The sequence below is a fragment of the Streptomyces sp. NPDC002209 genome (assembly GCF_042890265.1).
Lineage (GTDB): Bacteria > Actinomycetota > Actinomycetes > Streptomycetales > Streptomycetaceae > Streptomyces.
In genome coordinates, this window is the sequence record NZ_JBIARX010000017.1 from 102,103 (window position 1) to 125,168 (window position 23,066).

Here is a 23,066-nt window from a genome sequence, read left to right on the forward strand (position 1 = left end):
TCTTCACACCCGCTTCTTCACGCCCTCTTCCTCACACCCTTCAGGCGACGGAGCCGATCCTGCCGATCACCGTGTTCGAGGTGTCCGGGTGGATCGGTATGTGCGCTCCGGTGAGGGCCGCGCCGGAGCCGCCGCGGCGGTTGGCGACGATCTCGGCGGCGATGGACAGCGCGGTCTCCTCCGGGGAGCGGGCGCCGAGGTCCAGGCCGATCGGGGAGCGCAGCCGGGCCAGCTCGAGCTCGCTCACGCCGACCTCGCGCAGCCGCTCGTTGCGGTCCTCGTGGGTACGGCGGGAGCCCATGGCGCCGACGTAGGCGACGGGCAGTTTGAGGGCCAGTTCGAGGAGCGGGACGTCGAACTTGGCGTCGTGGGTGAGCACGCACAGGACGGTCCGGCCGTCCAGCGAGCCCGCCGAGGACTGTGCCTCGAGGTAGCGGTGCGGCCATTCGACGACGATCTCGTCCGCCTCGGGGAAACGGTTCTTCGTCGCGAACACGGGTCGCGCGTCACACAGGGTCACGTGGTAGCCGAGGAATTTGCCGATCCGCACCAGGGCGGACGCGAAGTCGATGGCACCGAAGACGATCATCCGCGGCGGCGGGACGCTGGACTCGACGAGCACCTTGAGCGGCTCTCCGCACAGCCGGCCGTCGGCGCCGATCTCCAGCACGCCGGTCCTGCCCGCGTCCAGCATGGCGCGGGCCTCCTCGGCGATGGTGCGGTCCAGCTCGGGGTGGCCCCCGAAACCGCCCTCGTGGCCGCCGTCGCCCCGGACGAGTACGGCGCGGCCCTTGAGCTCGGCCGGCCCCTCCGCGACCCGGGCGACCGCCGCGGCCTCACCGCGGGCGGCCGCGGCCAGCGCGGCCGCGAACACCTCGCGCGCCGGGGATCCCACGGGGACCGGGGTGACGAGGATGTCGATGATCCCGCCGCAGGTCAGACCCACGGCGAAGGCATCGTCGTCGCTGTAGCCGAAGCGCTCCAGGACGGTCTCGCCGTCCTCCAGCGCCTGCCGGCACAGCTCGTACACCGCGCCCTCCACGCATCCGCCGGAAACCGAGCCGATGGCCGTGCCCTCGCTGTCGACGGCGAGTGCGGCTCCGGGCTGCCGGGGCGCGCTCCCGCCGACCGCCACCACGGTGGCGACGGCGAAGTCACGTCCCTGCTCGACCCACCGGTTCAGTTCTTCGGCGATGTCCAGCATGTGCGGCCTCCTCGGAGGGGTTCGGTTTCCAGTATCGGATGCGTGGAGGGTCAGGTCTTGATCACGGGCCCGGCCTTACTTCACACCGAGCCACGCCTCGATCGGGTGGAGGGCGAAGAAGACCAGGAAGACACCGGTCAGGACCCACATGAAGGCGCCGATCTCGCGGGCCTTGCCCTGCGCGATCTTGATGGCCACGTAGGAGATGACACCGGCGGCGACACCCGGGGTGATCGAGTACGTGAAGGGCATGACCACCACGGTCAGGAAGACCGGGATGGCGGTCGCGGTGTCGGCCCAGTCCACGTGGCGGGCGTTCTGCATCATCATCGCGCCGATGACGACCAGGGCCGCGGAGGCAACCTCACCCGGGACGATCTGCGTGATCGGGGTGAAGAAGAGGCAGGCGGCGAAGAACAGGCCCGTGACGACGGAGGCGAGGCCCGTGCGGGCGCCCTCGCCGACGCCGGTGGCGGACTCGACGAACACGGTCTGGCCGGAGCCGCCGGTGAAGCCGCCGATGGCGCCGCCGGCACCGTCGATGAACAGCGCCTTGGACAGGCCCGGCATACGGCCCTTGTCGTCGGCGAGCTTGGCCTCGGTGCCGACGCCGATGATGGTGGCCATCGCGTCGAAGAAGCCGGCGAGGACCAGGGTGAAGACGATCATGCCGACGGTCATGACGCCGACGTCGCCCCAGCCGCCGAACTCGACCTTGCCGAAGAGCGAGAAGTCGGGCATCGAGACGGCGGAGCCGTTCAGGGTCGGCGGGCCGTTGCGCCAGGCCTTCGCGTCGATGTCCGCGACGGCGTTGAGGATCGCGGCGAGCACGGTGCCGCCGACGATGCCGATCAGGATCGCGCCGGGGACCTTGCGGGCCTGCAGCATGAAGATGGTCAGCAGGGTGACGCAGAAGATCAGGACGGGCCAGCCGGCGAGCTCACCGACCGAACCGAGCTGGACCGGGGGGCCGAACTCGGAGCCCTTGCCGACGAAGCCGGCCTTCACGAGGCCGATCAGGGCGACGAACATGCCGATGCCCATGGTGATCGCGTGCTTGAGCGCGAGCGGGATCGCGTTCATGATCATCTCTCGGAGGCCGGTGACGACCAGGAGACAGATCACGACGCCGTACATCACGCACATGCCCATGGCCTGCGGCCAGGTCATCTGCGGGGCGACCTGCGAGGAGAGCACGCCCGAGACGGAAAGTCCCGCGGCCAGCGCCAGCGGTACCTTGCCGACGAAGCCCATGAGCAGCGTGGTCAGGGCCGCCGCGAACGCGGTGGCGGTGATGAGGGCCTTTTGGCTCATCGTGTCTCCGGCGACGTCCTTGCCGGAGAGGATCAGCGGGTTGAGCAGGAGGATGTACGCCATGGCCATGAAGGTCGTGACTCCGCCACGAATCTCATTGCCGACGCTGGATCCTCTATGGGTGATGTGAAAGTACCGGTCGAGCCAAGAACGCCCGGCGGGAGTACGAGAGCCGTCGCCGGCCTCTTCCGCGGTGGTCTTGGGCTCCACAGACGACTGGGTCATGGTGCCTAACTCCCAAGGTTCAAAGGGGCACCCGCATGAAGATTGGAGACGCGGGATTTGGGAAACTCCGTTTGGCTGCACGACCCGGGGTGACGGCCCGAGGCGACGCGAAAATCACTGCGTGTACTGCGGGTACTGCGGGGGTTCTGCGGTACTGGCGGCGGCTCCGGGGTGCCGGGGCCACCGGGTGTTGCGCGGGGGTACTGCCGGGGGAACGGACCGCGAGCGGTGCGGTTTTCGTACTCCGGACTTCTTGCTCCGGGCGGTGTGGCTGGAAGTGTGACGTTCCCGGTGTCACACCGCCCGGAAATCTGTGGGGGTCCGGGGGCCTCGCGGCCCCCGGACCACGCCGTCCTAGAGGGTGCCGGTGAGGGCTTCCGGTCGGATCGGCGTCTTGTTGAGCTCCAGGCCGGTCGCCTGCCGGATCGCCGCGAGGACGGCCGGGGTGGACGACAGGGTGGGGGCCTCGCCGAGACCGCGAAGGCCGTACGGCGCGTTCGGGTCGGCGAGCTCCAGGACGTCGACCGGGATGGTCGGGGTGTCGAGGATGGTCGGGATCAGGTAGTCCGTGAAGGAGGGGTTGCGCACCTTCGCGGTCTTCGGGTCCACGATGATCTCCTCCATGACCGCCACGCCGAGGCCCTGGGTGGTACCACCCTGGATCTGGCCGACCACGGAGAGCATGTTCAGGGCCTTGCCGACGTCCTGGGCGGTCGCCAGCTCGACGACCTTGACCAGGCCGAGCTCGGTGTCCACCTCGACGACCGCGCGGTGCGCGGCGAAGGTGTACTGGACGTGGCCGTCGCCCTGGCCGGTCTTCAGGTCGAAGGCGACCGTCGGACGGTGGCGGAACTCGAGCTCGAGGTCGATGGCCTCGTTCTCGAGGATGTCGGCGATGTCCGCGAGGACCTCGCCGCCGTCGGTGACGACCTTGCCGCCCTCCAGGAGGAGCTCGGCGTGCGCCCAGGCCGGGTGGTAGGAGCCGTTCTTGCGGCGGCCCATCTCCAGCAGCGCCTCGCGGACGTGCTCACAGGTGTTCTTCACCGCGCCACCGGTCATGTACGTCTGCCGCGAGGCGGACGTGGAACCGGCGGAGCCGACCTGCGTGTCGGCCGGGTGGATGGTCACCTGCGTGACGCCCAGCTCGGTACGGGCGATCTGCGCGTGGACGGTGACACCGCCCTGGCCGACCTCCGCCATGGCCGTGTGGACCATCGCGACGGGCTCGCCGTTGATGACCTCCAGACGCACGCGGGCGGTGGAGTAGTCGTCGAAGCCCTCGGAGAAGCCGACGTTCTTGATGCCGACCGCGTAGCCGACGCCGCGGACGACGCCCTCTCCGTGGGTGGTGTTGGAGAGGCCGCCGGGCAGCGCGCGGACGTCCGCGCCCTCGCCGGCGGTCTCCCACTGGCGCTCCGGCGGCAGCGGGCGGGCCTTGACCCGGCGCAGCAGCTCGGCGACCGGGGCCGGGGAGTCCACGACCTGGCCGGTGGGCATGATCGTGCCCATCTCCATGGCGTTGAGCTGGCGGAACTCGACCGGGTCCATGCCCAGCTTCGCCGCGAGCTTGTCCATCTGGGCCTCGTACGCGAAGCAGGCCTGGACGGCGCCGAAGCCGCGCATCGCGCCGCAGGGCGGGTTGTTCGTGTAGAGGGCGATCGCCTCGATGTCGACGTCGTCGATGACGTACGGGCCGACGGAGAGCGAGGAGGCGTTGCCGACGACCGCCGGGGAGGCGGAGGCGTACGCGCCGCCGTCCAGGACGATCTTGCACTTCATGTGCGTGATCTTGCCGTCCTTGGTGGCGCCGTGCTCGTACCAGAGCTTCGCCGGGTGGCGGTGCACGTGGCCGAAGAACGACTCGAACCGGTTGTAGACGATCTTGACCGGCTTGTTCGTGGCGAGGGCCAGGAGGCAGGCGTGGATCTGCATCGAGATGTCCTCGCGGCCGCCGAAGGCACCGCCGACGCCGGACAGCGTCATGCGGACCTTCTCCGGCGGGAGGCCGAGGACCGGGGCGATCTGCTGGAGGTCCGAGTGCAGCCACTGGGTGGCGACGTAGAGGTCGACACCGCCGTCCTCGGAGGGCACGGCCAGGCCGGACTCCGGGCCGAGGAAGGCCTGGTCCTGCATGCCGAAGGTGTACTCGCCCTCGACGATGACGTCGGCGCGCTTGCGGGCCTCCTCCACGTTGCCGCGGATGATCGGCTGGCGGTGCACGATGTTCGGGTGCGGGACGTGACCGGAGTGGTGGTCGTCGCGGCCCTCGTGGATCAGCGGCGCGTCGGCGGCGAGGGCGGAGGCCTCGTCCGTGACGAGCGGCAGCTCCTTGTAGTCGATCTTGATCTTGGCCGCGGCGCGGCGGGCGGTCTCCGGGTGGTCGGCGGCCACGAGGGCGACCGGCTCACCGTGGTGACGCACCCGGCCGTTGGCGAGGACGGGGGTGTCCTGGATCTCGAGGCCGTAGTTCTTCATCTCGGCCGGCAGGTCGTCGTACGTCAGCACCGAGTAGACGCCCGGCATGGCCAGGGCCTCGGAGATGTCGATGGAGACGATCTCGGCGTGGGCGACGGTGCTGCGCAGCGTCTGGCCCCACAGCATGTCCTCGTGCCACATGTCCGAGGAGTACGCGAACTCACCGGTGACCTTGAGGGTGCCGTCCGGGCGGAGCGTGGACTCGCCGATGCCGCCCTTGTTGTGCTTCTGGGTGACGTTGGTCGGCGTGCCGGCCGGTACCGTGCGGGTGTTCTGAGCCATGGTCAGACCGCCTCTCCCTGACGGGCGGCCGCGAGGCGGACCGCGTCGAGGATCTTCTCGTAACCCGTGCAGCGGCAGAGGTTGCCGGACAGGGCCTCACGGATGTCCTGGTCGGACGGGTCGGCGTTGCGCTCCAGGAGCTCGTCCGCCTGGACCAGCAGACCCGGGGTGCAGAAGCCGCACTGGACCGCGCCGGCGTCGATGAACGCCTGCTGGATGTTGGAGAGCTCGACGCCCTCACCGGTCTGGGAGTCGCCCGGCTTGGCCGCCCAGCGCTTCGCCTCGTCGGTGGAGACGCCGTTGCTGCCGCAGCCGCCGGTGCCGCAGGCACCGCCGTGGCCGTGGGCCTCGCGCTGCTTGGCGAAGTCGGCCAGGCCCTCGACCGTCACGACCTCGCGGCCCTCGACCTGACCGGCCGCGACCAGACAGGAACAGACCGGCACGCCGTCGAGGCGGACGGTGCAGGAACCGCACTCGCCCTGCTCGCACGCGTTCTTGGAGCCGGGCAGACCCAGGCGCTCACGCAGCACGTAGAGAAGGGACTCGCCCTCCCACACGTCGTCGGCTTCCTGCGGACGACCGTTGACAGTGAAATTGACGCGCATGGTTACGCAGCCCCTTCAAGCGAGCGGCCGTTGCCGCGGTACTGCTCCCACGTCCAGACCAGCTGGCGGCGAGCCAAGATGCCGACCGCGTGACGGCGGTACTTCGCCGTGCCACGGACGTCGTCGATCGGGTTGCACGCGCCGGAGGCGAGCTCACCGAACTGCTTGGCGATCGACGGGGTGATGACCTTGCCGGACTCCCAGAAACCGCCCTCTTCGAGCGCGGCGTTCAGGAACTCCTCGGCGGCCTTGGCCCGGATCGGGGTCGGGGCGGCCGAGGCGATACCCGTACGCACGGTGCGGGTGTCGGTGTGCAGCGCGAGGCCGAAGCCGCAGACCGCGATGACCATCGCGTTGCGGGTGCCGACCTTGGAGTACTGCTGCGGGCCCGTGGCGTTCTTGATGTGCACCGACTTGATGAGCTCGTCGGCGGCGAGCGCGTTGCGCTTCACGCCGGTGTAGAACTCGTCGATCGGGATCAGGCGCGAGCCGCGTACGGACTCGACCTCTACCGCGCAGTCGGCGGCGAGCAGGGCGGGGTGGGAGTCACCTGCGGGCGAGGCGCAACCGAGGTTGCCGCCGACGCCGCCGCGGTTGCGGATCTGCGGGGACGCGACCGTGTGCGAGGCGAGCGCGAGACCCGGCAGCGTTCCGCGCAGGTTCTCCATGATCTGGGTGTACGGGACGGAGGCGCCGAGCTTGGTGACCTCCTCGCCTACCTCCCACTCCCGCAGCAGCCCGATGCGGTTGAGGTCAAGGAGGTACTCCGGACGGCGGTGGTCGAAGTTGATCTCGACCATGATGTCGGTGCCACCCGCAATCGGCACAGCTGTGGGGTACTCGGCCTTAGCGGCGAGTGCCTCCTCCCAGCTGGCGGGGCGAAGGAAGTCCATGTGCGGCTCTCTTCTTCTTCATCGTGTCGTTCACTTCAAGCCAGGAGGCCCGGGGGGCCCTCGACTGGTCGTTCACGTGCTGTTAACGCGGTGTGGAGTCAGTACACAAGCCGCGCGTCCCCCCGGTGCAGTCACCGAAACCATGAAGGAGTTGGCTGGCGGCCTCCCTCGTCTTGTAGATTCGTATGAAAGGCAGGATGCAACGACCTGCCCGATTTCCAACGGCAACATTCGAGACAGATCGGCGGCGACACCATGCGGCTGCGCGCACTGCTGGAAACCGAGGCGCTGGGGCTGCGGCTGCTGGGCGGCGAGGACGAACTCGACCGGACGGTCCGCGGCGTCATGACGACCGACCTGAGGGATCCCAGCCGATACCTCACAGGGGGCGAGCTCGTCCTCACTGGCCTGGCCTGGCGAAGAAATTCAGCCGACTCCGAGCCGTTCGTACGAATCCTGGCGAGCGCGGGCGTCGCGGGCCTCGCGGCCGGCGAGGCGGAGCTCGGGGACATCCCCGACGATCTCGTTTCAGCCTGTCGGCGCAACCGGCTGCCGTTGTTCGCTGTGAACGAAGACGTTGCATTCGCCACGATCACCGAGTACGTCGTGCGCCAGGTCTCGGGGGAGCGTGCGGGCGATCTGGCGGCCGTCGTGGACCGGCACCGCCGCCTGATGACCTCGGGTCCCGCGGGCGGTGGACCCGACGTGGTGCTCGATCTGCTCACCACCGACCTCGATCTGCGCGCCTGGGTGCTGTCCCCCACGGGCCGGCAGATCGCCGGAGCGGGAGAACCCCTGGCATCGGGCGTCTGCGCGACGCTGGCCGGCGAGCACCTGGCGGCGGTCCGCACCGGGCGCAGGGGCCCGCACCGGATCTCCATCCAGGGTATTACCTACTCCCTGTTCCCGATCAGGGGAGCGGGGCGCGGCCCGGGCGGCCCCGGGGCCCGTGACGTGCGGGAAACCGTGCTCTCGGACTGGCTGCTGGCCGTCGAGGCGGACGCGGGCGACTGGCCCGCCGAGCGGCTCGACCTGCTCCAGGGCGTGACCCAGCTGATCGCCGTCGAGCGGGACCGGCGCGACGCGGCCCGTACGGTGCGCCGCCGCCTCGCCCAGGAGGTGCTGGAGCTGGTCCAGACGGGCGCCCCGCCCGCCGAGATCGCCGCCCGCCTGCGGGTGGCGGCCCCGGTGCTGCTGCCCGGGCTGGGCACCGCCCCGCACTGGCAGGTCGTCGTGGCGCGGGTCGACTGGGAGGGCGGGGACATCCCCGGCGGCCCGGTGGCCCAGTCGCTGCTGGAGGAGATCCTGGTCGACCCGTCCGTCTCGGGGCCCGAGCCCTCGGACCGGATCGCGGTGGCCCATGCGGGTGACGAGGCCATCGCGCTCGTACCGCTGCCCGCGCTGCCCGCGGAGCCCGGCGAGGAGAAGGGCGGCCCGGACAGCGCCCTGCACGCCGACGAGCTGCTCTCCGCCGTACGGGAGCCCCTGCAGGCCGGCCTCGACGGCGACGGCCGGCTCACCCTGGGCGTCAGCGCGGCCGTGCACTCCGCGGAGGGGCTGCGCGGGGCGCTGGAGGAGGCCCGGCACGCCCGCCGGGTCGCCGCGGCCCGCCCGGGCCGGGTCTGCGCGGCCGGCCACCACGAGCTGGCCTCGCACGTCCTGCTGCTGCCGTTCGTCCCGGACGACGTGCGCCGCGCCTTCACGGCGCGCCTGCTGGACCCGCTGCGGGACTACGACCGCCGTCACCGCGCGGAGCTGATCCCGACGCTGGAGGCGTTCCTCGACTGCGACGGCTCGTGGACGCGCTGCGCGACGCGGCTGCACCTGCACGTCAACACGCTGCGCTACCGGGTCGGGCGAATCGAGCAGTTGACGTCGCGTGACCTGTCGCGGCTGGAGGACAAGCTCGACTTCTTCCTGGCACTGCGGATGAGCTGAGCAGATCCGGCCACGGGCGGCGGCGGATGCCTGACGCGGCGTCCGGACTTTGTGAAAGAGTTCACCCGACCCCTTGGCCGAAGCCGTCGATCCGTGCTCTCATTTCGGCCCAGGGCTCGACGACGTGCTGCTTGGTTGCTTTGGGGAGGGCAATGTGGCGGATACCGCCATGTCCGGTGCCGGAACTACCGGGGGAGACGACCCCCTCCAGCGGGCGATATGGCGGCTGCGCTCGCGCGGCTGTTGGACCGACGCGGCGGCCCTGCTGACGCCGCACCTGCCCGACGCCGGCGCGGCCGTGCAGCGGACCGCCCTGCTGGTCGAACGGTGCCTGTTCACCGGGCAGGGCTGGGCGGAGGCCGAGGACGCGCTGCGGGTCGCGGAGGCGGTGGCCCGGGACGACGACGAGCGGGGCTCCGCCGCGTGCGAGCGGGGGCAGTTGGCGTACGCGGCCACCGTGCTCGGGGTCCGCGACCGCTCGGACGAGGCCCGTTCGGCGCTGGGCCGGGCGGCGGCGCTGCTGTCCCCGGGGTCCAGGACGCGGCCCTTGCTGGACTTCCGGCGCGGCCTGGTCGCGGAACACCTGGCGGACGCCCCCCAGTCGGCCCGGCCCGCATACCACCGCGCCCACGCCGGGGCCCTGGCCCACGGGGACACCCTCCTCCTGTCGTTCACCTGGCGGCACCTGGCGGCGCTGGCCCTGCGGGACGGGGAGGTGGCGGAGGCCCGCAAGGGCTTCGCGGAGTCCCTGCGCATCCGGGAGGAGCTGGGCTTCCTGATCGGCACGGCCCCGGCGCTGGCGGCCCTGGCCGAAGCCGAGCCGGAACCGGAGGCCGCCCGCCTGCGCGCGGAGGCCCGCCGCCTGTTCCACCTCCTGGGCGGCATCCCCACCTGGCTGGCGGACCAGCTCCACCCGACCCCGGCCACCTGACGGCGCGGGCCCCTGCGGAGCCCCGGTCAGGTGCCGGTGAAGTGGTTGCGGATCAGGGGTTCGATCAGGGGGAGGTCGCCTGCGATCAGGGCCTCCAGCAGGGCCGAGTGCTCCGCCGCGTCCGCGACGAGCTCCGCCCTGCGGACCCGCGGGGCGCCCGGCAGCGGCCACTGGGACCGGCGGTGGAGGTCCTCGGCGACCTGGACCAGCTGGTCGTTCCCGCCCAGGGAGAGGACCTCCCGGTGGAAGGCCCGGTCCGCATCCGCGTACCGCGGGAGGTCACCGGCCGCGGCGGCCTCGGCCGCTGCGGCCGCCGCCGGCCGCAGCGCCGACCAGGCCTCCGCCGGGACCGTACGGGCCAGCCGCAGCATCACCGGTACCTCCAGCAGCGCGCGGACCTCCGCCAGCTCCGCCAGGGCCCGCGGCGTACGCGACAGCACCCGGAAGCCCCGGTTCGGCAGGCATTCCACCGCCCCCTCCAGCGCCAGCTGCTGCATCGCCTCGCGCACGGGCGTCGCGGAGACGCCGAAGCGCTCCCCCAGGGCCGGCCCGGAGTAGATCTCCCCCGGAACCAGCTCCCCGTCGACGAGTGCGGAGCGCAGCGCGTCCAGCACCTGCCCGCGCACCGAATGGCGCAGCACCTTCTGCGTCGGGATCAGCGCCGTCACCCTGACGTGGGCCGCTTCGTGCACTCGGTCCTCCTTCGGGTGTCGACCTGGGCCCTTTGAGGATAGGTGAATCGGTTCGGCACGTGCTGGTACAGGCCACCGAGATCAGTTAAGGTAAGGCTTACCTTTGTCTCTCGTGATCGCGCGAATCGGTGGTTCCGCCATGCCCGACAGCTCCGTCGACGCCCCGCCCCCGCCCGGCTCTCCGGTGGCGGACGCGTACGCACGCCTGTCGCAGGTGTACGACAGGCTGCAGGTCACCGAGCGCGCAGCGCACGAGACCGCCCCTCGCGGTGTGGGGTGGGTCGGTGCGGATGCGCTCGCGGCCGGCGGGGCCGAGCTGGACGGGTACCTCGCCTGGGACGACGCCCAGGTCCTGCGGGACTACGGCCGCCAGGCCCGCCCCGATGTCGTGGCCACCTTCGGCCTGCACCGCTACGCATGGCCCGCGTGCCTGCTGATCACGGCCCCCTGGTTCCTCCACCGGCGGGTGCCCCGGGTGTCGGCGCGGCAGGTGGCCTTCCACCGGACCCAGGGGCGCATGAGCGTGCGCATCGACTCCTTCGCCTGCCTGCCGGACGATCCGGCGGCCGCCCTCCCCGGGGCCCGTGTCGTGCCCGACGAGGAGGCGCTGCGCGGCGAGGTGCGGGCTGCGGTGGCCCAGCACCTCGAGCCCCTCCTGGACGGCTTCGGCCCGCGCACGCGGCGCGGCCGCCGCGCCCTGTGGGGCATGGTGACCGACGAGATCGTCTCGGGCGTCTGGCACCTGGGCAAGCTGGTGGGCGAGGAGCGCCGGGCCAGGGCGGAGCTGGAGGCGCTGCTGCCCGGCAGGACCGCCCCGTACACCGCGGGCGCGGCATTCCGCATGCTCTCCGGCCCGGACGGCGAACGGCTGCCCACCCGGGACCGGGCCAGCTGCTGCCTCTTCTACACGATCCGGCCCGCGGAGACCTGTACCACCTGCCCGCGCACCTGCGACGCGGACCGCATCGTCCGCCTCACGGCTGCCGCCTGACATCTGAACCCACTCGTACGGCTGACCGTAATCGAACACAACTCCACCTGAACGAGCGGCAGTTCGAGTTACAACACCCTATCCGGCGGGCCCCACCCCCCGATGGCGTCCACTTGCCCAGAAACCCGCGTGCCGAGCCGATCTCCTGCGTCACCATGGCTCCCGGAAGGCCGCACACGCGAGGCAGAGGCAAGGGACATCCGCATGAGACTGACCGACATATCGCTGGACTGGCTGCTGCCCGGCAGCCTGCTGATCCTGGGCGTACTTGCGGCAGTTGCGGTACTGGCCCGGGGTAAGCGGGAGGGCGACAAGACCGCGGCCGACGACACGTGGGAGCGCAGCGAAGAGCGGCGGCGGCGCAAGGAAGCCGTCTACGGAACCGCCTCCTACGTCCTGCTGTTCTGCTGCGCGGCGGTGGCCGCCGCGCTCTCCTTCCACGGGCTGGTCGGCTTCGGCCGGCAGAACCTGAACCTCTCCGGGGGCTGGGAGTACCTGGTCCCCTTCGGCCTCGACGGCGCCGCCATGTTCTGCTCGGTGCTGGCCGTCCGCGAGGCGAGCCACGGTGACGCCGCCCTCGGCTCCCGCATGCTGGTCTGGCTGTTCGCGGGCGCGGCCGCCTGGTTCAACTGGGTGCACGCGCCGCGCGGCATGGGCCACGACGGAGCCCCGCAGTTCTTCTCCGGGATGTCGCTCTCGGCGGCCGTCCTCTTCGACCGCGCCCTCAAGCAGACCCGCCGGGCGGCGCTGCGCGAACAGGGCCTGATTCCGCGCCCGTTGCCGCAGATCCGGATGGTCCGCTGGCTGCGGGCCCCCCGGGAGACCTTCGGCGCCTGGTCGCTCATGCTGCTCGAGGGGGTCCGCACGCTCGACGAGGCCGTCGACGAGGTGCGCGAGGACAAGCGCGAGCGGGAGCAGGACCGCCACCGCAGGCGCGACCAGAACCGGCTGGACCGGGCCCGCATCAAGGCCCTGGGCCGGCAGAACCGGGCGTTCGGGCGATCCCGCGCCCGCCAGGTCGACGTGCCGGGGCTGGCCCCCGGGTCGGGCTCCGCGCCGGTCGGCGCGGAGCCGGCCATAGCGGAAACCGGACAACTGCCCGCCCCGCGCCGCCGGCCCTCCCTGCAGGCCGTGCACCGGACCGAGGTCGCTGAGGTGACCGGCCCCCGGACGGTGGACCTCACCGCCGAGGACGACACCCAGACCATCCCCCGCCTCGACTCGCTCGAACGCAAACTCAAGGACCTGGAGCAGCAGTTCGGCTGACGGCCGCACCCGCTCAGGACCTCGGAGGGCCCGCCGGTCAGGCGGGCCCTCCGTCGTACTCCCCTAGGGAGTGTCGTCAAAGTGGCGTCGGCCGCCCGTGAGGGCGGGGCTGGCGGGGTCTGGTGCGTGCGATCGCAAGGCGGAGGAGGGAATCGACGCGGTGGGGGCACCTCCCAGCGGTAGCTGGGGGACGTCGGTGACCGACGACAACGCGGCGAGCGCGCGTGCCAGACCCCGCCAGCCAGACGAGACTTTGACGACACGACCTAGGCCCCGTCGTACATCCCGACGGTGCCGTCCAGCTCGAACCACACCACCTTGCCGCCGGCCTGCACCGGCGCGTCCACGCCCCAGGCGTCGGCGAGGGCCTGCACCAGCACCAGCCCCCGGCCGTGCGTACCGTCGTCGGCGGTCGGTACGTACGGCCGGGGCCGGCGCGAGGCGTAGTCCCGGACCTCCACCCTCAGCCGGTCCGCGGCGAGCCGCGCGGACACCTCCGCGCCCTGGTCGGTGTGGACGAGGGCATTGGTGACGAGCTCGGTGATCAGCAGCTCCGCCACCTCCGCGGTGTCGGCCGGGCACCGGTGGCGCATCAGCTCCCGTAACGCCCGGCGCACTTCGCCCACGGCCTTGAGATCCGCCCGGCGTACGCTTCGGCTGATCTCCAGCGCGTCCACCGCTCCCCCGTCCTCGACGGACGGTTCACGCGGTACGGGCCGCCCTCTTCTCCACTGCTTCCCGGTCTTCGCCCCCACCCGCACGGCGATGTACCTCCCCCGTGTCCCACGGATCTCGAACTGGTCTACGGGATGCATGCCCGCCGGGGCAGTCCGCACTCCTGCGGGCTTACGGGCGCGGCACGTTGCGCAGGTTGGATCGAGCCATCTGGATCATCCGGCCCACCCCTCCGTCCAGCACGATCTTGCTGGCCGAAAGTGCAAAACCGGTCACCATCTCGGCGCTGATCCTGGGTGGAATGGACAAGGCGTTGGGATCGGTCACCACGTCCACCAAGGCGGGTCCCTTGTGCCGGAACGCGTCCTTCAGAGCCCCGGTGAGCTGCTTGGGCTTCTCCACCCGGACCCCGAAGGCGCCCGCCGCGCGCGCGATCGCCGCGAAATCCGGGTTGTGATTGGTCGTTCCGTACGAGGGCAGGCCGGAAACCAGCATCTCCAACTCGACCATGCCGAGCGATGAGTTGTTGAAGAGGACCACTTTGACGGGCAGGTCGTACTGCACGAGGGTGAGGAAATCTCCCATCAGCATCGAGAAACCGCCGTCACCCGACATCGACACCACTTGACGGCCGCGGTCCGTGAACTGTGCGCCGATCGCCTGCGGGAGGGCATTGGCCATGGAGCCGTGGCTGAAGGAACCGATGATGCGCCGCTTGCCGTTCGGGGAAAGATAGCGTGCCGCCCACACGTTGCACATGCCCGTGTCGACGGTGAACACGGCGTCTTCGTCCGCGAGTTCGTCGAGCACCGAGGCCACGTACTCGGGGTGGATCGGGGTGTGCTTCTCCACCTTGCGGGTGTAGGCCTTGACCACGCCCTCCAGGGCGTCCGCGTGCTTCTTCAGCATCCGGTCCAGGAAGCGGCGGTCCGTCTTGGCCTTCACCCGGGTGTTCAGGGCGCGCAGGGTCTCCCGTGCGTCCCCCCAGACGGCGAGGTCCAACTGCGAGCGGCGGCCCAGGTGTTCGGGCCGGATGTCCACCTGGACGATCTTCACGTCGTCGGGCAGGAAGGCGTTGTACGGGAAGTCCGTGCCGAGCAGGATCAACAGGTCGCACTCGTGCGTGGCCTCGTAGGCGGCGCCGTAGCCGAGCAGCCCGCTCATGCCGACGTCGTACGGGTTGTCGTACTGGATCCACTCCTTGCCGCGCAGGGCGTGCCCGACGGGCGCCTTGACCCGGCCCGCGAACTCCATGACCTCGGCGTGCGCCCCGGCGGTGCCGCTGCCGCAGAACAGCGTGACCTTCTCGGCCTCGTCGATCAGCCGGACCAGCTTCTCGATCTCCCCGTCGCCGGGGCGCACGGTCGGCCGCGCGGTCACGAGCGCGTGCTCGATGCTCTTGTCCGGGGCCGGAAGGGAGGCGACGTCGCCGGGCAGCGAGATCACGCCGACGCCGCTGCGGCCGATGGCGTGCTGGATGGCGCTCTGGAGCACGCGGGGCATCTGCTGCGGGTTGGAGATCAGCTCGCTGTAGTGGCTGCACTCGGCGAACAGCCGGTCGGGGTGGGTCTCCTGGAAGTAGCCGAGGCCGATCTCGCCGGAGGGGATGTGCGAGGCCAGCGCGAGCACCGGGGCCATCGAGCGGTGGGCGTCGTAGAGGCCGTTGATCAGGTGCAGGTTGCCGGGGCCGCAGGAGCCTGCGCAGGCGGCGAGCCGGCCGGTGATCTGGGCCTCGGCCCCGGCGGCGAAGGCGGCCGTCTCCTCGTGACGGACCTGGATCCACTCGATGCCGCCCGTGCGCCGGATGGCGTCGACGACCGGGTTCAGGCTGTCGCCGACGACTCCGTACATCCGGCGCACGCCGGCGCGCACGAGGATGTCCACGAACTGCTCGGCCACGTTCCGCTTGCCCATGGAGGGGCGCCCCTTCCGTTGCCTGCCAGGTGCGCCTCCCATCCATGCACGTTCCGCCGGTTCACGCCTCCCAGACCGCGGCGGCCGTCCGGTCGTCGGCGTAGCCCTTGAGGCGGAGCTGGGTGTCCGCGAGGAAGGCCGCGAGGCCGGGGGGCTCCGGGTCGGCCCAGCGGGCCGCGAGTTCGGCCGAAAGGAGGCCCTCCTCGCGCATGGGGTCCGCCAGCCCGCCGGAGCAGAGCAGCAGGGTGTCGCCGGGGCGGGCCACGGCGGCCCGGAACCGGAACCCGTCCCCGCCGGTCTCGGTCGAGTCCGGCTCCGGCTCCGGCTTCGGTGCCGGTTCGGGTTCCAGGTCCTGCCAGGCCCCCGCCCGGAGCCGGAACAGGCCGCCGGCGCCCGCTCCGAAGCAGACCCGGGTCTTGCACTCGGGGTCGATGGGGAGCAGCAGCACGCGCAGGCCGGCGGTGTACGCGTCCTCCGGGAGCCCGAGCTCGGCGGCGTGCGCCCGCAGGCGGCCGTAGCCGCGGTCGGTCAGCCGCTGGAGCCCCGAGCGCAGGGCGTCGCGCCGGCCGGCGCGGATGTCGTCGGCCAGCCGCTCCCGGCTCCGGCCGACGGCCGATGCCATCCAGCGGCACAGCTCGACGGCGGCCTCGGCGGCCCCGGGGGCGGCCCTGTCGCCGCCGGCGAGGGCCACGAGGACCAGGGCGTCGTCGCCGGTGCCGAAGCGGGCGGTCAGCAGGAAGTCCCGCCGGGCCTCGCCGCGGAACCGGGCGGAGTCCCCGCGCACGGAGGTGGCGCGCAGGGTGTACGTCCCGTGCCGGGCCCCCTCGAGGACGGTGTCGGGCACGAGGGCGTCGAGCGTCCCCGGATCGGCGAGGGGCAGCGCCCCGGGCTCGGCGGCATAGGTGGGGGCCCGATCCCCCAGATACCCCACGACGGGCCGCTCCCCGGCCAGGCCCGCAGCCCCCGCCCCGCCGCCGGCAGCGGCACCGGACCAGGACTCGCCGCCGGGGCCGGTACCGCCGCCGGGCCACGACCCACCGGCGGCGCTCGCCCCTGCGGTCTCCCCCGCCCCGGGCCGTGCCTGCCCCGTGGATCCGGTCCACGACTGGCCCGCGGGAGCGGCCGGAGGCTGCGTACCGGACCGCGGGTCGGCATCGGCCCGGGGCCGGACTGCGGAACCGGTCGACGGCTCGTCGCCGGAGGCGGGCGACGGCTCGGCGGCGGGCCGGGCTCCCGGGCCGGACCCGTTGTCGGGCCACGTGCCCGCCCCGGGCGGGGGAGCCCCGCCCGTGTCGGCCCACGGTGCCGGTCCCGCTCCCGCCGCAGCTCCGGCTCCGGCTCCGGCTCCGGCTCCGGGCGAGGAGCTCGTACCGGCGTCGGGGCCCGACTCCGGTCCGGGGACGGGCCAGGAGCCCGCGCCCTGCGCGGGGGCGCGCTCGGGCCACCCGGGGGCGGCGCCGGGGCCCGGGGCCTGTTCGCGTGCCGGCCAGGTGCCGGAGGCCTGCCCGGGGGCGGGGGACGGGGGCTCGGGCGGGGTGTCGCGGGGGACGCCCCAGCGCCAGACCGGCAGTTCAGGAGGCTGCTCCGGGAGCGCCGGCGGCACGGTCACACTGCCGAGGCCGTATCCGGTCGTGCCGGGTTCCCGGGGGTCCCGGGGTGCCGGCGGCTCCGGCGCGGCCTCCCGCCGCGGCCCCGGCAGCACGGCATGCGGCGGCTGCCCGGGACTCACGGACCCCGGCGGCGGACCTGGCGGCACGGCACCCGGCGGCTGCCCCGGCGGCGCCGGCCATGGGGGCGGCTCCGGGGGCCCGGGGGGTGCGGGGCGCGGGGTCGGCACGGCCGGGTCCGGTGGGGACGTCACTGCCGACGCCGAGTGGAAACGGCTCTCCAGTGTGTCCCCCGGGTCCGGGGCCGGTCCGGTGTCCGGGTCCTCGTACAGCTTCTGCCACCAGTCGTCCGCGCCCTGCTGACTCATGGGCCCATTCTCGGCCCCCCAGAGCGGCAGAAAACGCCGAATACGCGAAAAGGGGTCCACCGGGCCGCCGCCCGGTGGACCCCTTTTCGTATCTCTCGTACGACCTACCGGATGTCGTACGCCCGCGCGACCGTCTGGGTGACGGCGGCGCCGTTCGCGTCGGTGAGCTCCACCTTCAGCGTCACCTGCCGGCCGGCCCCGGCCCCGGCGTGGTTCACGACCGCCGACCACCGGCCGCCCCGCTCGGACACCTGTGCCTGCGTCCAGTGCTCACCGTCGTACGAGTACGACAGCTTCACCGACGTCAGCGCGCCCGGGGCGTACCCCGCGTGCCCCGTCACGGCCAGCCCGATCGTCTGCCCGTCCGCCGCCGGCAGCGTCTTCATGCCGTCCGCCGGGATCGAGATCGACGGGAACAGGATCGGGATGGACTGCGAGTACTGGGCCGGGTCCTGCTTCGAGACGAAGGTCCACGTCGTCGCCACCGCCTGCGAGCGCTGCCAGGTGCGCGCCGGCTGGCCGAACTTCTCGATCTGCTGAGTCAGTTCGTACGTGGCCTCCTCCGCCGGGACCTCGAAGACCCCCGACGGGTACCAGCTGTCGCCGATCTGCTCGCCGTCCCGCTTGAGGACGAGCCCGCCGACGTCTCCGAAGGAGCCCTGCTGCGCGAAGTGCCCCGTGTCCCCCCACATCGCGGAGGCGAAGCCGATCAGGTTGCCCTGCCGTTCGGCGGCCAGCTGCGGCCGGCCCGCGGGGTCGCGGCCGGCGACCGGGCCGACGACCCCGTCGTACCAGCTCTCGCTGCGCTGGCCGCCCTTGGCGTAGGTGCGCTGGCGGTCGGTCATGAACTCGCCCCACGGGAAGCTGCTGGAGACCATGTGGTCCCAGGCGGTGTCCCCGGCGGAATAGAGCTCGGTGCGCTTGCCCGGGACGGCCACGGTGTCCAGACCGCCGAAGTACACGGCGTTGCCGAGCGGCCGGTAGGCGCCGGTCAGGTCGACGAAGTCGGCGGCGACGCCCATCGAGTGGTACGTCGACTCGACGGAGCCGAGGTCACGGTCGCGCACCCGGTAGGTGCGCTCCCCCTGCACCGGGCCGTTCTCGATCTGGGCCAGGTTGTAGACGTACGGGCTCTTCGCGCTGCCCTTCCAGGTCAGCGTGACCCGGCCGGCGGCGAGCCTGGCGAGCAGCGCCTTCGCCTCCGCCCGCTCGATGGTCAGGGCCGGGAGCGAGCCGCCCGCGTAGCCGGTGGAGCCGACCCAGCGGCCGGGCGCGTCGCGGTGGGCGAGGACGGCCTTGGCCCCGGCCGCCTTCGCGTTGTCCGCGACCTGGTACAGCGAGCCGTCCTCGGACTTGACCAGCACGATCGCGCCCTTGGCGCCGGCGGCGGCGAGCTCCTGCGGGGTACCGGAGCCCGCGTCGACGAGCGGCGCGCTGCCGGCTGCGTCGAGGTTGTCGCTGCCGGTGGAGGCGGTGATCGGGTGCAGCGCCGGGCCGCCCGCGGCCTTCAGCTCGGAGATCAGGGGCGCGGCCGCGCGCCAGTAGCTGCCGAACTCGAACTCGCCCTCGTGCGCCCGGCCTTCGACCGAGGCGTAGTAGCCGCGGATCGTCCGCCCGCCCATCGCGGTGCCCGCGTGCAGCCAGGACTCGTCCCAGTACCGGGAGAAGGCGAGGGTGGTGCTGCGTGCCTCGCTCGGCCGGTCGGTGGCGATCGAGAGCCGGGCCGCCTTGCGGGCGTCCAGCACGATCACGGTGTCCTTCTTGACCTCCACCTGGGGACGGCCCAGGTAGGTGAGGGAGTCGTACAGCGTGGCTCCGTCACCGGCGTCGAGGGTGCCGACGAAGGCGGAGAGGAAGTAGGAGCCCGGGCGCACCCGGTAGACCTGGTCCACGGCGCCGTCGTTGAAGCGGCGCTCCCCGCCGGCGTCGTCGGTGCCGATGACGTCGAGGGAGGAGGGTCCGGATGCGGGCCTGCCCGCGCGGTCGATCAGCTTGACGCGCAGGGTGACGGTCTCCGGCTCCACGTACAGCGAGAAGGGGGTGGAGACGTGCACGCCGTCCGCGGTGGCGACGACGCGGCCGGTGACGTCCCCGTACTGCGAGCGCTCGAGCCGGGCCGAGGGGTCGAGGGCGAGCGGCACCTTGACGGTGGCGCCGGCCGGGACGGTCACGGTACGCCGGTCCAGGCCTGCGATCCGGCTGCGGACGGCCGAGCCGTCGTTGCCGGTGACCTTCTCGAGGGCGAGGTTCAGGGTGACGGGCCGGGTGCCCGTGTTGGTGTACGGGAGCTCGGCGGTCGTCCGGTCGCTGCGGTCCTGCGGCCAGTGGTACGCGCCGCCCTGCACGGCGGGGGCGCCGGTCACGGTGGTGTCGACGGCGGCCTTGACGTCGAGGCGGCCGCCGCCGGTCTGGCGTACGTCCCCGGGGACGCCGGAGTTCGCGGAGCCGACGAGGGCGGCCTTGACCTGCTGGGGCGTCCAGTCGGGGTGGCGCTGCTTGACGACGGCCGCGGCCCCGGCGACGTGCGGGGTGGCCATCGAGGTTCCGGACATGGACCGGTACGCGTACACCCCGCGCCCGCCCATGGCTGCGGCGGAGATCCCGACGCCGGGGGCGGCGATCTCGGGCTTGAGGGTGTGCCGGAGTCCGGCGGGGCCGCGGCTGGAGAAGGAGGCCGTGGTGTCGTCGCGGTCGACGGCGCCGACGGTCAGCACGCCGGGCGCGCAACCGGGCGAGGAGACCGTGTTGTTGCCGGGGCCGGAGTTGCCGGCGGCGATCACGAAGAGGGTGCCGCTGCTCTGCGCGAGCCGCTCGGCGGCGGCCGACATGGGGTCGTCGCAGGTGGTCCGCGAGGGGTCGCCGAGGCTCATGGAGACCACGTCGGCCTTGCTCTCGACGGCCCACTCCATGCCCGCGATGATCCACGAATCGAGGCCGTAGCCCTCGTCGCCCAGCACCTTGCCGCTGAGCAGTTCGGTGCCCGGCGCGACGCCCTTCCTGGCGCCGCCGCTCTCGGCTCCGGAGCCGCCGACGGTGGAGATGGTGTGGGTGCCGTGGCCCTGGCGGTCCGTGTCGGTGTCGGAGTCGGTGAAGTTCTTCGACGCGGAGACGCGCCCCTTGAGGTCGGGGTGCTCGAGGTCGGTGCCGGTGTCGAGGACGGCGACCTTGGTGCCCTTGCCGTCGTAGCCGGCGGCCCAGGCCGCGGGGGCGTTCACCTGCCGGGTGGACCGTTCCAGGTTCGCCCGGACCTTGCCGTCGAGCCACAGCTTCTTCAGCCCTCCGGCGGCGGCCGAGCGGGAGGACCGGCCGGGCGCGATGTCGGCCCAGAAGGCTGCGGCCTGCTGTTTGTCGGCGGCGAGGGCGACGGCGCCGATGGAGCCGAGGACGAGGGAGCGTTCGGCGCCGCGCGGGGTGGGCGGTGCGCTGCGCGCCCGGTTGACGGAGGCGTCGTAGACCGCGATGAGCGGGAGCTTCTCGGCGTGGGCGTCGTCGTAGCCCTGCCGGATCAGGCCGGTGACGTTGAACAGCTCCCGGTCGACCTGGCCGGCGGCGAGGGCCTTGACCGCGCTCTCGGGGTAGACGTACAGGTCCTTGCCGCTCTGGCGGGTCTGCACGAGCGGCTGCGAGCCGTCCTCGCGCGGCATCGCGGTGGCGGCGGTGCGGCCGGCCGGGTCGGTGGACACCAGGATCCGGTCGCCGGTGACCAGGGTCACGGTGACGGGGGCCGTGGGCTGCTTTCCGGCCGCCTCGCTCCCGGTGAGCGGTCTCTTCGCCGCTCCTCCGGGCGCTCCGTCGACCGGCTGTGCCGCCGACGGGCCGATGGCGGTGACGGCCAGGACGGCCGCGCCGGCCGCTCCCAGTACCGTGCGCGATATCGGGCGCATCGCTCTCCCCAGGTGAATTCCGGCCAACTGCTGCATCGCATGGCAAAGCTGCCCGCAAGTGGCTTCTGACCGGCGGATGTTGGTGCTGCGGTGGCGTCACCTTGGCAGAGGGGCGGGAGGTGCGGCGATGATGTCCGCGGCGGGTTTGCGCCGTGGCCGCTTCCCGCCAGGAACGGCGTCGAGAGGGTGGGTGGACGGGTTGCTGAGTGCGATAGGCCTGGACGAGGGCCAGGAGTCGGCGTACCGCGCGCTGGTGGCGCTGGGGGCGGCGGAGATACCGGACCTGGCGCACCGGCTGGCGCTGCCGGTGCCGCAGACCGAGCGGGCGCTGCGGCACCTGGAGCGCCACGGGCTGGCGGCGCAGTCCTCGGCCCGGCCGGGGCGCTGGGTGGCCGCCCCGCCGGGGGTGGCGCTGGGGGCGCTGCTGACGCAGCAGCGGCACGAACTGGAGCAGGCGGAGCTGGCGGCGGCGCTGCTGGCGCAGGAGTACCGGGCGGAGGCGGCCGAGCCGTCGGTGCACGACCTGGTGGAGGTGGTGACGGGGGCGAGCGCGGTGGCGCACCGGTTCCACCAGCTCCAGGTGGGCGCGGTGGAGGAGGTGTGCGCCCTGGTCAGCAGCCGGCCCCAGGTGGTGACGGGGATGGACAACGAGGCGGAGGAACAGGCCGCCGCGCGGGGCGTCGAGTACCGGGTGGTCATCGAGCGGGACGTACTGGCCCTGCCGACCGGCATCCGGGAGGCGTCGACGGCGCTCGCGCGGGGCGAGGGGGTCCGGGTGACGGGGCAGGTCCCGACCAGGCTGGTGATCGCGGACAGGTCGCTCGCGCTCGTGCCGCTGACGGGGCCGGGGGCGGAGCCGGCGGCGCTGGTGGTGCACGCGTCGGGGCTGCTGGAGTCCCTGACGGGGCTGTTCGAGGCGGTGTGGCGGGAGGCGCTGCCGCTGAGGCTGGGGGACGACGGGGCGGAGGTGTCCGAGGGCACCCCCGACACCACGGACCTGGAGATCCTGACGCTGCTGCTGGCCGGCATGACGGACGCGAGCGTGGCCAAGCACCTGGAGCTGGGGCTGCGGACGGTCCAGCGGCGGGTCAAGGGCCTGATGGAGCTGTCGGGGGTCACGACCCGGCTCCAGCTGGGCTGGCATGCGTACGAACGGGGCTGGGTGGCCCGATAGCCCCTGGTCGGTCAGGCTGAGCGCATGGATCTGCCTCAGCTGTTCATGGTGGGGCTGGTGCTGCTGCTCGGGGTGCTCGGGGTGCTGGTCCCGGGAGTTCCGGGGACCTGGCTGGTCTGGGCGGGCGTGCTGTGGTGGGCGCTGCACGAGCGCTCGGCACTGGCGTGGTCCCTGCTGGTCTCGACGACGGCGCTGCTGCTGGTGGTCCAGGTGATCGAGTGGCAGCTGCCGCCGCGGCGGCTGCGCGGGGTGGGGGTCAGCCGCCGGATGGCGGTGTACGCGGGCGCCGGTGCGCTGCTCGGCTTCGTGGTGGTGCCGGTGCTGGGGGCGGCCGCGGGGTTCGTGGGGGGCATCTACCTCTGCGAGCGGCTGCGGCTGGGCACGCACGGCGAGGCCTGGGCCTCGGTGCGGGCGGTGATGCGGGCGGTGGGGACGAGCGTGCTCGTGGAGCTGCTCGCGTGCCTGATGGTGGTGGGTGCGTGGGTCGGGGCCGTACTGGTCGGCTGACCGACCGCCATGGCGCAACCCCACAAACTCCTGACGCCGAGTCCGTTGATCATCTTGCCCCTGCATCCGGCCCCTGCTTGTGACAGTGGAAGGGACAGCAGTCCGACCAACTGTGAGAAGA

16 protein-coding genes are annotated in these 23,066 nt (G+C 72.6%); 6 read left to right on the top strand and 10 right to left on the bottom strand.

What is annotated here, in order from left to right; translation table 11 throughout:
• Positions 1-40: 40 nt before the first annotated feature.
• The 5 genes from ACFYXK_RS27235 to ACFYXK_RS27255 all read right to left on the bottom strand — a co-directional run bounded on the left by ACFYXK_RS27235 (position 41) and on the right by ACFYXK_RS27255 (position 6,998).
• Positions 41-1,204: an XdhC family protein gene (locus tag ACFYXK_RS27235; RefSeq protein WP_389413497.1), complete on the bottom strand. Its 1,164-nt coding sequence runs from the start codon at positions 1,202-1,204 to the stop codon at positions 41-43.
• A gap of 75 nt (positions 1,205-1,279) precedes the next feature.
• Entirely contained in the window at positions 1,280-2,743 is a 1,464-nt protein-coding gene (locus ACFYXK_RS27240) for an NCS2 family permease (protein ID WP_383509836.1), read from the bottom strand.
• Between the two features lie 354 nt (positions 2,744-3,097).
• Positions 3,098-5,500 (bottom strand): xanthine dehydrogenase subunit D, encoded by a 2,403-nt coding sequence (gene pucD / locus ACFYXK_RS27245; RefSeq protein ID WP_389413498.1) that lies wholly within the window; start codon positions 5,498-5,500, stop codon positions 3,098-3,100.
• Between the two features lie 2 nt (positions 5,501-5,502).
• Positions 5,503-6,105, bottom strand: a complete 603-nt coding sequence (locus tag ACFYXK_RS27250; RefSeq protein WP_389413499.1) for a (2Fe-2S)-binding protein — start codon at positions 6,103-6,105, stop codon at positions 5,503-5,505.
• A 2-nt stretch (positions 6,106-6,107) separates the two neighbouring features.
• Complete coding sequence (locus tag ACFYXK_RS27255; protein WP_383509827.1) at positions 6,108-6,998, bottom strand: FAD binding domain-containing protein; 891 nt, start codon at positions 6,996-6,998, stop codon at positions 6,108-6,110.
• A gap of 255 nt (positions 6,999-7,253) precedes the next feature.
• On the opposite strand from ACFYXK_RS27255, the gene ACFYXK_RS27260 reads away from it, so the two are divergent.
• Positions 7,254-8,936 carry a PucR family transcriptional regulator gene (locus ACFYXK_RS27260; protein WP_389413500.1) on the top strand — a complete coding sequence of 561 codons (1,683 nt, stop codon included), beginning with the start codon at positions 7,254-7,256 and terminating at the stop codon, positions 8,934-8,936.
• A gap of 169 nt (positions 8,937-9,105) precedes the next feature.
• A complete protein-coding gene (locus ACFYXK_RS27265; RefSeq protein ID WP_383510663.1) occupies positions 9,106-9,867 on the top strand; it encodes a hypothetical protein in 762 nt (253 codons plus the stop codon).
• Positions 9,868-9,893: 26 nt separating this feature from the next.
• Here the strand turns inward: ACFYXK_RS27265 and ACFYXK_RS27270 are convergent, their stop codons facing one another.
• The gene (locus ACFYXK_RS27270) at positions 9,894-10,559 is read right to left on the bottom strand and encodes a GntR family transcriptional regulator (RefSeq protein ID WP_389413501.1); all 666 of its coding nucleotides are present in this window, start codon (positions 10,557-10,559) and stop codon (positions 9,894-9,896) included.
• Between the two features lie 139 nt (positions 10,560-10,698).
• Between ACFYXK_RS27270 and ACFYXK_RS27275 the strand changes: the two genes are divergently transcribed.
• Both ACFYXK_RS27275 and ACFYXK_RS27280 read left to right on the top strand, forming a co-directional pair.
• The gene (locus tag ACFYXK_RS27275) at positions 10,699-11,550 is read left to right on the top strand and encodes a (2Fe-2S)-binding protein (protein WP_389413524.1); all 852 of its coding nucleotides are present in this window, start codon (positions 10,699-10,701) and stop codon (positions 11,548-11,550) included.
• A 204-nt stretch (positions 11,551-11,754) separates the two neighbouring features.
• Positions 11,755-12,816 carry a DUF2637 domain-containing protein gene (locus tag ACFYXK_RS27280; protein ID WP_389413502.1) on the top strand — a complete coding sequence of 354 codons (1,062 nt, stop codon included), beginning with the start codon at positions 11,755-11,757 and terminating at the stop codon, positions 12,814-12,816.
• Between the two features lie 266 nt (positions 12,817-13,082).
• Here the strand turns inward: ACFYXK_RS27280 and ACFYXK_RS27285 are convergent, their stop codons facing one another.
• The 4 genes from ACFYXK_RS27285 to ACFYXK_RS27300 form a co-directional block, all read right to left on the bottom strand.
• Positions 13,083-13,409 (bottom strand): ATP-binding protein, encoded by a 327-nt coding sequence (locus ACFYXK_RS27285; RefSeq protein ID WP_383510661.1) that lies wholly within the window; start codon positions 13,407-13,409, stop codon positions 13,083-13,085.
• A gap of 253 nt (positions 13,410-13,662) precedes the next feature.
• Positions 13,663-15,405, bottom strand: coding sequence for a pyruvate dehydrogenase (locus ACFYXK_RS27290; RefSeq protein WP_389413503.1), 1,743 nt, complete (start codon positions 15,403-15,405; stop codon positions 13,663-13,665).
• Positions 15,406-15,466: 61 nt separating this feature from the next.
• The gene (locus ACFYXK_RS27295; RefSeq protein ID WP_389413504.1) at positions 15,467-17,380 is read right to left on the bottom strand and encodes a protein phosphatase 2C domain-containing protein; all 1,914 of its coding nucleotides are present in this window, start codon (positions 17,378-17,380) and stop codon (positions 15,467-15,469) included.
• A 104-nt stretch (positions 17,381-17,484) separates the two neighbouring features.
• Entirely contained in the window at positions 17,485-21,264 is a 3,780-nt protein-coding gene (locus tag ACFYXK_RS27300; RefSeq protein ID WP_389413505.1) for a S8 family serine peptidase, read from the bottom strand.
• A gap of 199 nt (positions 21,265-21,463) precedes the next feature.
• Here ACFYXK_RS27300 and ACFYXK_RS27305 point away from each other — a divergent pair, with 199 nt between their 5' ends.
• Together ACFYXK_RS27305 and ACFYXK_RS27310 are read left to right on the top strand one after the other, a co-directional pair.
• Positions 21,464-22,438, top strand: coding sequence for a helix-turn-helix domain-containing protein (locus ACFYXK_RS27305; protein ID WP_389413506.1), 975 nt, complete (start codon positions 21,464-21,466; stop codon positions 22,436-22,438).
• Between the two features lie 24 nt (positions 22,439-22,462).
• Positions 22,463-22,945, top strand: coding sequence for a DUF456 domain-containing protein (locus ACFYXK_RS27310; RefSeq protein ID WP_389413507.1), 483 nt, complete (start codon positions 22,463-22,465; stop codon positions 22,943-22,945).
• Positions 22,946-23,066: the final 121 nt, after the last annotated feature.